Source organism: Ktedonobacter sp. SOSP1-85, from assembly GCF_016587415.1.
Lineage (GTDB): Bacteria > Chloroflexota > Ktedonobacteria > Ktedonobacterales > Ktedonobacteraceae > Ktedonobacter.
The window spans coordinates 1748941-1761154 of the sequence record NZ_BNJI01000001.1 but is presented as its reverse complement, the minus strand read 5'-3'; the positions used below and the strand labels follow the sequence as shown (position 1 = coordinate 1761154).

At 53.4% G+C, this 12214-nt stretch carries 10 protein-coding genes; 2 read left to right on the top strand and 8 right to left on the bottom strand.

Features of this window, described 5'->3' with window-relative positions:
• Positions 1–103 precede the first annotated feature (103 nt).
• The 4 genes from KTE_RS07490 to iscB form a co-directional block, all read right to left on the bottom strand.
• Entirely contained in the window at positions 104–1402 is a 1299-nt protein-coding gene (locus KTE_RS07490) for a sugar ABC transporter substrate-binding protein (RefSeq protein ID WP_201379950.1), read from the bottom strand.
• Positions 1403–1617: 215 nt separating this feature from the next.
• Positions 1618–2676 (bottom strand): LacI family DNA-binding transcriptional regulator, encoded by a 1059-nt coding sequence (locus tag KTE_RS07485; protein ID WP_201379949.1) that lies wholly within the window; start codon positions 2674–2676, stop codon positions 1618–1620.
• A 633-nt stretch (positions 2677–3309) separates the two neighbouring features.
• Positions 3310–4266 carry a hypothetical protein gene (locus tag KTE_RS07480; protein ID WP_201379947.1) on the bottom strand — a complete coding sequence of 319 codons (957 nt, stop codon included), beginning with the start codon at positions 4264–4266 and terminating at the stop codon, positions 3310–3312.
• Positions 4267–4710: 444 nt separating this feature from the next.
• The gene (gene iscB / locus KTE_RS07475) at positions 4711–6027 is read right to left on the bottom strand and encodes an RNA-guided endonuclease IscB (RefSeq protein WP_201379946.1); all 1317 of its coding nucleotides are present in this window, start codon (positions 6025–6027) and stop codon (positions 4711–4713) included.
• 37 nt (positions 6028–6064) lie between these two features.
• On the opposite strand from iscB, the gene KTE_RS48800 reads away from it, so the two are divergent.
• A complete protein-coding gene (locus KTE_RS48800) occupies positions 6065–6196 on the top strand; it encodes a hypothetical protein (protein WP_255552843.1) in 132 nt (43 codons plus the stop codon).
• 700 nt (positions 6197–6896) lie between these two features.
• On the opposite strand, the gene KTE_RS07470 is transcribed toward KTE_RS48800, so the two are convergent.
• The 3 genes from KTE_RS07470 to KTE_RS07460 form a co-directional block, all read right to left on the bottom strand.
• The gene (locus tag KTE_RS07470; protein WP_201379945.1) at positions 6897–7355 is read right to left on the bottom strand and encodes a RidA family protein; all 459 of its coding nucleotides are present in this window, start codon (positions 7353–7355) and stop codon (positions 6897–6899) included.
• 123 nt (positions 7356–7478) lie between these two features.
• A complete protein-coding gene (locus tag KTE_RS07465) occupies positions 7479–8591 on the bottom strand; it encodes an alanine racemase (RefSeq protein ID WP_201379944.1) in 1113 nt (370 codons plus the stop codon).
• Positions 8592–8610: 19 nt separating this feature from the next.
• The gene (locus KTE_RS07460) at positions 8611–10227 is read right to left on the bottom strand and encodes an amidohydrolase family protein (protein ID WP_201379943.1); all 1617 of its coding nucleotides are present in this window, start codon (positions 10225–10227) and stop codon (positions 8611–8613) included.
• Between the two features lie 286 nt (positions 10228–10513).
• Here KTE_RS07460 and KTE_RS07455 point away from each other — a divergent pair, with 286 nt between their 5' ends.
• Complete coding sequence (locus KTE_RS07455; protein ID WP_201379942.1) at positions 10514–11050, top strand: hypothetical protein; 537 nt, start codon at positions 10514–10516, stop codon at positions 11048–11050.
• Positions 11051–11188: 138 nt separating this feature from the next.
• Here the strand turns inward: KTE_RS07455 and KTE_RS07450 are convergent, their stop codons facing one another.
• Positions 11189–12211, bottom strand: coding sequence for an ABC transporter ATP-binding protein (locus KTE_RS07450; RefSeq protein WP_201379941.1), 1023 nt, complete (start codon positions 12209–12211; stop codon positions 11189–11191).
• Positions 12212–12214: the final 3 nt, after the last annotated feature.

The following is a 12214-nucleotide window of genomic DNA, read 5'->3' as shown; positions in this document are numbered from 1 at the left end:
ACTTCCTCCTTACTGTGACCTGCAAGGCCCAGGAGAATGAGTAAACGTACTCTCCTCTTGCGAAGAGAAATACGTCTACTCTTCCTTCTACAAAGCATGACCACTAGGACGGTAGTAAAGGCTTTACAGCTTGACTGGCCACTTGAAGAGCTGCTGAGGCGGACTTCTGTCCACTAATTGCTGCCTGAAACGCTTGCTGCACGTAATTCGAGATTTTTGGATAGTTTGGTCCATACGCGCGCGGCTTAGCTGTCGTAAGCGCATTGACAAATACAGCTTGTTTGGGATCCTGGATGAATGCGGCGTCCTTGCCCAGATCTAAACGACTCGGTAGTGTTCCGTTGCCCAGCAGGCACTTCTTGAGAACAGACAGTTCCTGTGTCCACTTGATAAATTCCCATGCTTCGGCCTGGTGCTGGCTGGTTGCGGTGATAGCCCAGTTCTCACCACCCAGAATAGATGCTGCTTGCTTGCCTTGTGGCAGAGGAACAACGTCCCAGTTAAACTTGGCATTCGAGCGAGCAGCAGGAAGGTTCCAGGGGCCATTAATACAAAATGCGGATTTGCCAGCGGTCCACTGCGTCATCGCGTCCTGCTGTGTCCAGTTCAACGCATCCATTGAGAGCAGTCTCTCTTTGGTCAGATCGACCAGGTATTGTAAGGCGGTCGTGGCCTCAGGACTATCCAGCGAGTTCAGGTCCGCTCCTGCTTCCCACAGAAATGGCAAGAACTGGAAGGCTCCCTCTTCACTTTGTACCAGAGACATCGATAGCCCATAGACACCCTTGGTGGTCAACTTCTTCGCCGCATCATGCAGTTCATCCCAATTTGTAGGCGGGTTGACACCGGCCTTCTTCAGCATATCCGCGTTATAATAGAGCGCCAGGCAATTACTATTATTTGGAATGCCGTAGTTTTTATTTTTCCAGGTTGTTGATGTCCAGGGACCGGTAATATATTCTTTTCCCTGCCCCCACGAGGAGATTTGTGAGGTTAAATCTGCCAGAATACCCATGGAAGAAAATGCCTGGTGATCCGGGTTATCAATAACCAAGATGTCAGGAAGCTGGCGGGCGGCTGCACCCTGAATAATTTTCTGTTTGAGGTCAGCGAAAGGGATGGCTGTGTGCTGAAGCTTCACATTTGGCTTGACTTTGGGGTAATCGGCCAGGAGCTGTAGATATCCAGCACCAGGAGGGTTGAAATAATCCCAGATGGTCAATGTCACGGGCCCGGAACTGGCATTACCACCAGCGCCGCCACATGCCTCAAGAAGCGTAATTGCGGCGCTCGTGCTGATACCCAGGGCCGCCGTTTTTACAATAAAAGCTCGACGGCTCATTTGTCCGGTACGAACTTCGGTCATCATGTCTTTCCAGGGTTCTTGTTGTTTGTGGGTCATCTATGACCTCCTTATAAATGATGAAAATACTGAAACTCTCTCAGAGATACATCATCCTCTTCCATCGAGGAACATTGTCATCATTCAGACCAACCAACCATAACGAGAGAACGTCTGACCACTTCCATACGAAATTCGTTGCCAATCAACTGATCATACAACGAAAAATGTCTCCATGAACTCCTTCCTGTGCTGATTACCTCCATTCTTGCTCACTACCCCGGTTGTGAGGGATCACTTGAACCGCGTAAAATCAAGCTACAGGGAAGACGCACAATACCAGAGCGTTGCTCACCAGCAAATAACGCTAGCAAGCTTTCACCCACATAACGTCCCACCTGTGCAAGGTTCATATCTACAGTTGTCAACGGCGGTCGAGTTGCACATGCCATGGGTTCCCAATTGTCAAAACCTACGACGGAAACATCGGTTGGAACACGTAGACCGCGCGCTTGTAATGCCTCCATAGCTCCTCTTGCCAACTGGTCACTACCACAAAAAAGCGCGTCAATCGAAGGATCTTGATCAAAGAGAAAATTCGTTGCGGTATATCCCCAGCTTTCCTGCCAGGGGCCCGATAGGACACGATTGTGGGGCAGCGCAATATCATGCTCAGCAAGCACCTGGCGCATGGCTCCTTCGCGTAAACGGACCGCTTCAAAATAACTGGGACCTGTAATATGGGCAAGCTGACGCCGTCCCAGATTTACAAGATGTTCAGTTGCTAGTCTCGCGCCTTGAGCATCATCGGGTAAGACGCACAAAGCGTTGGGGTCTTCGACATAGGTAAACGCATAGACAACAGGTATTGCTGTCCTCCCTATGTTTATTGGCGGGCGCGAATCTTCACGCCGGGCAGATACCACGATCCCATCAACTTTGCGCGCCAGTAAATGCTGCAAATGCTGTTGCTCGCGACTCTGATCACGTGAATTACAGAGCATCGCTGAAACCGGATGTGTCCCAAAGGCATCTTCAATCCCCATCAAGAGGGGAAGACTAAAACGTCCATAGTTGTCGGTTGTTAATACGCCAACCATGACACCATGACTTGCTGGAACATCCTCTTGGAGGCTAAAAAAACGAAAACCCAGGCGCCTGGCTTCAGAACGCACACGTTCTCGCGTTTCCGGGCTTAATTTCCCCCTCCCATTTATTGCTTTAGAGGCTGTCCCTAATGTCACGCCAGCGGCATCTGCAACATCACGCAAGGTAACGTTCTGCCTTGGCTGTGGTGATAAATCAAATAATTGTTTGTCCGGTTCAGACACCATCTAGCTATTTTCCTTGAATTTCATCCATACCACGAGGAAACTTTTCACTCATAAATGGAAATATACAACCCCTCGAATCGAAGGATACCTAATCTGCACCATAAAGTCAAGCATGTTTCCCACCAAAAACGAAAAAAACAGCATAATCACCAAAATTTGCAAGCGGACAATGACTCAAATAAGGGAAACTTTCCTGAATTTGAGAAAAACAAGATGCTGCGAGCATTATCATCTCGGCGTCAACGATCCTTCTCACACATACCTCATCAGGTCTAGCGAGCCTGATCGTTCTCGGGATGGTGCTCACACTGCTGCTCATTCTCATGGTTCTGCCAGAACTAAGAAGAACATCGGGCAAGGTGGACGGATCAAACGACAGGGACAAGCCGGAACCTTCTGGTGTGGCCCATTCAACGAGGGGGGCAAGAAGGAGACTTCAAACGAGAGCGGGGCTATCAATGAGGAGAACAGATGGAATGAGAAACCCTCTTTCTCTCTCCCCTTTCCGGCACTCTCCCAAGAATAGATCATGAGTAGACCTAGTATCCAGAGAACATAGTTCAATGTCATGTACCCCCGCATTCGATGCAGGGGTACATGACATTTACAGTGACCGGCAAAGTGGTATCTATATTATGAGGTCTTCACCTTTTTGTCTGGTTGAGCTAATACTGCCACTAGACCCACTACGCAGGCAATGGTTATCAGGAGGGGAAGCAGAAGATTCCCGGTGCTGATTTCCCCTGGAATGGGATGGAGAAGATCGCTCTTTTCACCCAAATTCTCAATGATGAGAAAGAAAATAAAGAAGCCAATGGCTGAAATGACGATAGCACCAAGTACCATCTGAATTGCTTCCTTCATACGCGATGCCGTCCCGGCTGTGGGACGTTGTGTGCTAGTTCGCGAGCGCGCAGCGAGGGCCCGCATCAGGGCAACAATTGCGAGCAGGATTAGCCCAGAGCAAAGAGCGATATCTGCCCAGTAAAAGATCTGGAATGGAAGATATCCGCTTGCCCAGAGGAAGCTTCCCTGGGACTCCAGTTGAATCTGGACAGGTACATTTACATCCATGGTTTTATTGTGGAAAGCAAAAAGTGGACCTGAAGAATCGCTGGAATTGGGATCTCTCCCAGGGGCGGGATAGTCGATGCTACCACTAAGGGTGCCTTTGAGGGTATGCTGGGAGTCACTAATGGAAGAGGGAATGGTGAGCGCGCCAACCACGTCTAGGGAATTGCCGGGATCTGAGAGTGTGGTATGGATACTATCATTCCAATCCCTCTCTTTTGGCTCCACAACCATCAATGGCTGATTTACTCCATCAAGAGTGAGTGTCAGACCATTGGGGCTTGCCCAGTAATTGTTTAAACTGCCATCGATCTGAAAACCCAGCAGAACGTTTGTGCCCTGCGCCGCCGTGAGTGTAAGTGGCTTGTCCTTGTGAGCAACAAAGACCGTATGGGAAGCATAGGAATGCGATGTGATGATGTATCCAGGGATGCCGAGCAGCAAGAGTAGAAGGAAATCCAGTAGCGCAAGAGAAAATACTGCATGATTTTTTGCGAATGAGGGAATAGATAATAGCATAACATTCTCCTACAAATATTTCGTGTGCAACTTGGCTCTTAATTCAATCGCGGCATTGACGATTGCTTTTCAGAACATAGTTGTGCAGAGAGTATGGCACCAAAGGCGTATTGCATCGAAGGGAGATAATGTTGTTTGTCTAAATTCTTTTCAGTTTTCCTCCGCATTTATTTTTCACCAAAGGGCGGCACGGAAGCCCCGGCATTCACGCCTGTCACTTATACACAAATATGAACGTTTGCAGAAGATCCTCAGCATGATGCGAGGGAAAGGTGTTGAAAAAACGCCCCTTGATACACAATGATGTGCTTTCAGCTTGGCGAGACAAGCGACTTTTTCAGCGAACGTGTGTCACCTCTCGTGTAGGAAAAAACGGGGCATGTGCAGCGCATCGTTTCCGTGTTCTTTCTCCAGATCGCATATTTGTGTATAAGAGACAGGCATTCACGCCTGGGGAGGAAGTGCCGCCTCTCCTTGCGCGTAAGCGTAGCCATCGTTGCGATGGACCGGCCGACAATATCGTGCATGAATTCCCTCGACCATGCCGAACGGACGCCCTGTCAGTTTAAAGTACCCGTCCGACTTGATCGCCACACGTCCGACATAGGTGCCAATCTTCTTGCCTTTCGTGACCACCGCACGGACCAGATCGCCTGTCCTAAATCCGGAGACGCAGCTGGGTCCTTTGGCTTTTCCTCGCGGGAACCCCCATTTATCCACATTGACCATACGACGAGCCTGCCGCCCCTGTGCCTGAATCAGCCAGGGACGAACATGCCGGATCTGGAGGCGTTCTGGCGTTGATCGCCCTGTGCATGCGGCGTCGATCCAGTGGGTCTTCGGAAGGTTTCGGCTTTGTCGGTTCCACTTGGTCAGACCGCCAGAGCCTGTCTCGACCGGCAAATCAAGAGCCTTGAGGCGCTCATACAGCTGCCACCGCGTGCTGTTGACCGCCGCTGCATCACGCAGTGGGGCGCGACGCTGCGCCTGCACCCGAGCGAGCACGTCTGGCCGGTTTGCCAGAAAGGACTCAAGGGGGTGATCGCCTTTGGCTTGGTTGCAGGGCCGACACGCGATGACGAGATTTGCGATGCGATGCGATCCACCTTTCGAACGGGGAGACACATGGTCGATTTCCAATGGCACCTCGCTCGCCTGGCAATACGTGCATCGATGCTGCCATTTGGCGAGCAGATACTGGCGTACTTCCGTTCCGCACAAGGTTCCGCGTTGGTATTCGACCCCCTCAATGGAAGGGTTCTGCAGCAACGCCAGATCAAAGCGCACGAGTTCCAAGGAGAGCGCGCCAACCGGACACCAGCGGGACAGGCGCTTGACCCAGGTCAGCAGGTGAAGCACGCGGCTCTCAAGCGAGGGCGCGAGCCACCCTTTGGGCCGCCTCCGATTGGCAAAGCGTGCCGCACGGTAGCGGGTATGGCGGCTGCGTCGAGATCGGCGCACAGCACGCCGCTTCGCGAGCGCCTCGCGGATCTGCGGGCTTCGATGAGTCAGCTCCGCCGCCCACATCACCTCACCTGACTGTTCCTGGAGCACGGCAATCCCGCTGGTTTTGGACCCAGGATCGAGTTTGACGCGCAGCGGCTCCACCACTGCCTCCGGCCTCGCCTCGCGCAAAATCAGCACAAAGGGAAAACGGCGCAAGATTGCTGCCTTGCCCGCCTTGAGCAGAAGACGGGCGCGGGCAGGAGTGCAGGGCATGAGCGGCCTGCGCTCTGCATCCACAATCAATACACGCGACATGGGTTTCTTCCTGTTCTCTCCTTGCGGGGGCCTCGTAATGAGGCATCGCGTTGGCGTGCGCCTGGCTGTCCAGCACACACCAACGGTAATGGTTTCCTCGCCCTGGTGTCAGAAGCGGCGATCTTTGCTCAGCACTGGCTTTGGACACCCCATCAACCTGTTTAACTGAGCAATTAAAGAGCCGGGAGCTGGAAAAGCCACTCCAGGGTCTGTTTTTTCGCGCTCCTTCTGAACGGCTCCGGTGTGCTCGCACACCGGGGGCTGGTCAGCATCGGGGCTTGCAGCCAAGACCACTCAGGGTCGTCTCCCACAAGCCCCCCGGTTTACCGGTGGGGTCGCTGACATTTACAACCGAGTTCTCCCCATAATTGCCAGGATAACGGCCTCTGCTCCAAATACATACTCTGCTTGCATTATAACATTTCTATCCCTGGTGTGTGATTTATCGTGACTGCATGCCATCCCGGTGATTGTGCTCCCGCCACACTTCACAAGCCACCATTGCCTAGCGTGCGTACTCACATTTGTACCGCTTGCGGTATAGAGTGAGATTGGGACCACAATGGGGGAAAGTAAATCAGCAGTATGCTGAAGAGCCCAGGGCTTTCAGTGTGATTGAAATCCAGACGGGCTTTTTACGATGTCTTCCTGATACAGTAGGAAGGATTCGCCAGCAGTATCACCAAAAGTGATACTGCTGGCGAATCCTTCCTCTCAAAGGTGATTTTTCATATTGAGGTTACTGATCTGCTACAAGGCGTGGAGAACATGTTGGATATTAGTGACTGTCCGAAGAGACAACTGAGGGCATCGGCGAACCAGAAGGTGACTTGGCATGGTCTCCAAATAGAGCGCCCAACCCGCCAGTATTAGCGGACCTCGACGACCATTTCCACTTCGACCGGGGCGCCAGCAGGCAGCTCCGCGACGCCAAGAGCGGCACGAGCATGTTTTCCCGTCTCCCCAAAGATTTCTTCAAGAAGGGTAGAGGCACCGTTGATGACGCGTGGCTGTTCCGTAAAACCCTCCGCCGAGGCGACATACCCATTCAGCTTGACAATGCGCACTATAGCATCCAGCGAACCCATCAGGCCACGTACCTCGGCCAGGCAGTTGAGCACCGCCAGGCGGGCTGCCTCCTGTCCCTGCTCAATCGAGACCTCGCGCCCCAATTTACCTTGTATTGTCAACTTCCCCGCCACAGTCGGTGTCTGACCAGAGGCAAAAACGAGCTTGCCCACCTGAACGGCGGGAACATAGCTAAAGGCTGGCTTGGGTAGTTCCGGCATGGTGAAACCTAATTCTTTTACTCGTTCTTCAAAAGACATCGTATGCTTCCTTTCCTAGTTCTTGCTATAAATAGAGATAATCCGGCAAGTAAGACGGTATCTTCAAAGGGTACCCTTACATGTTGCTTTCTTTTCAGGGGAGAGTGGAAACCAGTGTTTTTGTTACTGCCTTCGCCCACGTGCCGCAACGCGCCAAATAGCCTTGACAACCCCTCCCTGTGTCACAAGGATTTCATCCGACAGATTGACCGTCGTACAAACGTGATTTGGGAAAAACAGTAGTTTGTCGCCAATTTCAGGGCTAAAACCTGGAGCAAGGCGTACTGTACCATGCTCCTCGTTCATACGAATCACCACCCCGTTCTGACCGTCTATTGTGGCACCATATCCCTCCAAGCCTACATTGGCGGGGATGACATCGCCACAAAAGGTTTTCGACCCGGCATCGATGATCGCCAGGTCGGGTGCAGGACGGCTAACCACTGTTGCTAGAATGGAGAGCGCGAGCTCATCTGGTGCGCTCGTTCCCACTTGCGTGGTCATACGATCAAAAAAGACGTAGGTTCCCGGACGTACCTCGGTTATGCCTGGTACCTCGGCGGCTGATGACGCAGTCGGTGTTGAACCCACACTGATCTCTTGAATCGGGATACCAGCATGACGCAGCCGTTCAGCGATCGCAACCATCATCTCTCCCTCCATACGGCCTAAGACCTGTGGGTCTCTACTGGACGCCTCGGGGAAAGAGGCTCCGCGAAATGTAAAAATGCCATCCAGGCTCAAACCTGGAGCGTCCAGCACCTGACGACACAGCTTTCCTGCGGCCTCCTGCCCCACTCCCGTGCGACCCAGGCCTGAGTCGATCTCTACGCGTACCAGGAGCGTGGAACCAATCTGGCTGGCGGCCTCAGAGAGTTGTTTTATCCCTTTCTCGCTCTCGACGCCCACAATCAGGCGACAATGTTGAGCCAGTCGCGCCGCGTGCCGCGCTTTTTCGGGTCCTATGATGGGGTATGCGACAAAGATATCCTCGATGCCTGCCTCGGCGAAGACTTCTGCCTCGCTTAATTTGGCCGCGGTAATTCCTCCCGCCCCCGCCTGTAGTTGCATCTTTGCGATTTCTAACGTTTTATGCGTCTTGATATGGGGTCGCAAACGTACCCCGGCCTTCGCGGCGCTATCGGCATAGCGGTGGATATTCTTCTCTAATCGCGCAAGGTCGACAAGCAAAGCTGGTGTATCTACCTCTGTGATAGAGTGACCAATCATCGACATCCACTTCTCCTTCCTGATACTATTCCACGACGTATGTTTCTCCATGAGCTGGTGCTATCAACTGTCCAGGTCGGTGCGGCGTGAGTTGCTTTTCTCGCACAACTATCTGACCTGAGACAATAACGGCCGAAATCCCCTCAGGATACACACGGGGCTGCTCATAGGTAGCGAGATCACTAATGGTTTCGGGATCAAAGATCACGAGATCGGCGATCTTGCCCACTGCAATCATACCGCGATCCGCAAGACGAAAACGCTCCGCGGGTAGAGCTGTCACCTTGCGCACAGCCTCTTCCAACGCCAGGCTCCGCGTCTCGCGGACGTAGCGCTTAAAAAAACGGGGAAAGGTGCCATACAGTCTGGGGTGAGGACGTCCCGAGCGAAGAGGCAAACCATCCGAGCCAATCATCGAGAAGGGCGCTCGCACCACCTCGTCTACATCACGTTCATCCATATGGAAGATGAGAATGGTCATCTGTCCCTGCTCTTCTACGATCAGGTGAAAGAAGGCCTCTTCCGGCGCCATACCCAGGGTCTCAGCCACTTCGACCATGTTCAAGCCCTCAAGCGACCGCAAACGCTCCTGGCGTACCGTTGAGACAAACACACGATCCCAGCCGTTCGCGCCAACCTGGTTCTCCCAGCCCTCAATACCATGCGCGAAATCACGACAGACCTGGCGCCGCGTCTCTGGCTCGCGTAGTCGTTTGAGCATCGTTGCAAGGCCGCCTTCTTGCAACCAGGGAGGGAGAAGTTGCGTGCCTAGCGTCGATCCTGCATTGTATGGATAGACATCGATGGTCACATCCAGGCCGCGTGTACGGGCATCCGAAATAAGATTCAATGCCTGCTGAATACTGCCCCAGTTATTGCGCCCGGTCACCTTCAGGTGGCTGATATGCACCGCGACCTCTGCGCGCTCAGCGATGGTGAGCATCTCTGTAAGGGAGCTTAGAAGTTGGTCCCCTTCGCCACGCATATGTGAGGTCACTACGCCACCATAACGGCCTACTACAGACGCAAGCCGTATAAGCTCAGATGTGGGTGTATACATGCCGGGCACATACATCAAGCCCAGGGACATCCCGGCCGCGCCCGCTTCCATCGCTTCTCTCACCAACCCTTCCTGCGTGGTCATCTCCTGCTCCGTAGCATCACGCGGCTCAAAGCCCATGACCGCCACACGCACAGGGTTATGTCCAAACAGGGGACGTATATGCTGCCCCAGCGCCACGCTGCGCAACGTCTCAAATAAAGCCTTCGTTGTATGCCAGTTCCATGGGCGCGTGTCCTCCCCCAGCACAGGGGCCGAATAGTTTTTCACTGCGTCCGTGTGCGTGGGAGCCAGAGGAGCCAGGCTGAAGCCACAATTGCCGGTTATAACGGTGGTGACGCCCTGCTGGACCTTCATCGGGACCACACCCTCTCTCAGCACCGCCAGGTCATCATGCGTGTGTGCATCAATAAAGCCAGGTGCGACGACCTGACCTCCGGCGTCAAGTACGTGATGCGCCTCCGAAACAAGCTGAGAACCAAGCGCGACGATACGCTCACCGACGATGCCGATATCACCTGGAAAGGCTGGAAAGCCTGTGCCATCGACAATACGAGCATTCCTGATACAAAGATCATACATTTGTATTCACCGACCTGCCATTTTTATGCGTTCTTGAGGAATACCTTTTCTGCTCTTTCTCTCCAGGTGAGCGAAAAGGCAAAGAAGAAATTACACAGCTCTATGCAGCGTACCATATGAACCGCTATCTTGCCTACCTAACGCATTCTGGAGGCCGTTCAGCCTGCTTTATAAATACTCCGATGTATTCGCTATACCTATCTGGCCCTCTTTTCAGTTCCATTTCAGTTCCCCATATTATACCTGTACTAGATGTTGTGTTTTATAGAAAGTGGAGAACCTATCTATGCTCTATTACCGCAAGTTTCTCATCCATGGTCTCACTCTGGCCCTGCTCATGCTTTGCCTCCTGGCTTGCTCGGCAGGTAATACCTCCTCCGCGATGGCGACTCCAACCCCTTCTAACGCGATTCCGACTGCTACACCAACGCCCCACCAGGCCAGTTTGCTCCCCTTTACGCTTCCAACGAAGTGCCAGCCTCCTTCGCCTATCTCAACAAAACTTCCTGAAGTACGAGGGGCCACACCAAACGCTGAGCTCTGGGCCTTGCTCTTCCCCACCAATGGTCTGCCCATCAAAGCCAAGCAAGAAATCAAAATCGTCTGGCGTATGACCGGCTCTGGCGACATCCATCTGAGGGCCTACAATCCCGATGGCAAAAGTGTGAGTCCTGTTTGGGGGCCTGAAGAGCATGGCGGGTCAAGCTGGAATCGTCCCGGTGCTGAGTGGGGCACAGGCTTTAACTTTCCTACCCCTGGCTGTTGGAATGTCCACGTCGAGCGCACCAACGTCTCTGGTGATGTCTGGTTCAACGTAGTGTGATATTTACGAATAAAAGTTGGTCCGCTGGTTGAGGCCGTCTCGGGCGTCTCAGCGATTATCGGCCCTGCCCTGATCATCTTTGGCTCACTAATGAGAAGAGGTGCTTGTCAACGCCGTTGACAAGCACCTCTTCTCATTTCAATTTGTTCCTAGCCGGGTTACCTGCTCGGAGAAGTGGCAGGCGGCGTAGTGCTCACGCCCCTCTTTGGCCTCGAAGGCAGGTTCTACCTCGCGGCAGATATCCTGGGCCATGGGACAGCGTGTGTGGAAGCGACAACCCTTGGGGATATTGATCGGGCTGGGCAGGTCGCCAGAGAGGATGATGCGCTTACGCTGCTTCTCAATCTGGGGACTGGGAATTGGCACGGCTGAGAGCAAGGCCCGGGTATAGGGATGTTGAGGCGCCGCGTAGAGTTCATCCCTATCCGAGATCTCGACGATCTTGCCCAGATACATGACGGCGATGCGGTCGGCAACGTGTCGGACCACGCTCAGGTCATGCGAGACGAAGAGATAGGTCAGGGAGAACTGGCGCTGCAGGCTTTGGAGGAGGTTGAGCACCTGGGCGCGTACCGAGACATCCAGGGCCGAGACTGGCTCGTCAGCGATAATAAAATCGGGGTTGATCGCCAGCGCGCGCGCTACGGCGATACGTTGGCGCTGCCCACCGCTGAACTCATGGGGATAGCGGTCATAGTATTCTGGGCGCAGACCTACCACGCGCAGCAGTTCAAGGACGCGCTCATGGACATCTCTTCCCTCAGCGACCCCGTGGATGTGCATTGGCTCCCCGATTAGTGAGCCGATGGTGAAGCGTGGATTGAGCGAGGCATAGGGGTCCTGAAAGATCATCTGAATGCGCTGGCGCACCTTGCGTAGCTCTTCCCCCTCTAAACTGGCCAGGTTCTGCCCATCGAAGATGATCTGGCCTGCGGTTGGCTTATAGAGGCGTACCAGAGTTCTGGCGATGGTCGTCTTCCCCGAGCCACTTTCGCCGACCAGGCCCAGCGTTTGCCCGCGCACAATGCTGAAACTGACATCGTCGACTGCACGTATATCTCCAACCTTGCGCTGGAAGACCAGGCCCCTGGTCAGGGGAAAGTAGGTCTTGAGGCCCTGCACCTCCAGGAGCGTCTGACTCCCTACGGCTGTGTCTGTCATGAT

Excerpts from the sequence above, each read along its gene's own strand:
- KTE_RS07450 (WP_201379941.1), bottom strand. The coding sequence starts at position 12,211 with ATGACAGACACAGCCGTAGGGAGTCAGACGCTCCTGGAGGTGCAGGGC.
- KTE_RS07480 (WP_201379947.1), bottom strand. The coding sequence starts at position 4,266 with ATGCTATTATCTATTCCCTCATTCGCAAAAAATCATGCAGTATTTTCT.
- iscB (WP_201379946.1), bottom strand. The coding sequence starts at position 6,027 with ATGTCGCGTGTATTGATTGTGGATGCAGAGCGCAGGCCGCTCATGCCC.
- KTE_RS07465 (WP_201379944.1), bottom strand. The coding sequence starts at position 8,591 with ATGTCGATGATTGGTCACTCTATCACAGAGGTAGATACACCAGCTTTG.
- KTE_RS48800 (WP_255552843.1), top strand. The coding sequence starts at position 6,065 with ATGAGGCATCGCGTTGGCGTGCGCCTGGCTGTCCAGCACACACCAACG.
- KTE_RS07455 (WP_201379942.1), top strand. The coding sequence starts at position 10,514 with ATGCTCTATTACCGCAAGTTTCTCATCCATGGTCTCACTCTGGCCCTG.
- KTE_RS07490 (WP_201379950.1), bottom strand. The coding sequence starts at position 1,402 with ATGACCCACAAACAACAAGAACCCTGGAAAGACATGATGACCGAAGTT.
- KTE_RS07460 (WP_201379943.1), bottom strand. The coding sequence starts at position 10,227 with ATGTATGATCTTTGTATCAGGAATGCTCGTATTGTCGATGGCACAGGC.
- KTE_RS07470 (WP_201379945.1), bottom strand. The coding sequence starts at position 7,355 with ATGTCTTTTGAAGAACGAGTAAAAGAATTAGGTTTCACCATGCCGGAA.
- KTE_RS07485 (WP_201379949.1), bottom strand. The coding sequence starts at position 2,676 with ATGGTGTCTGAACCGGACAAACAATTATTTGATTTATCACCACAGCCA.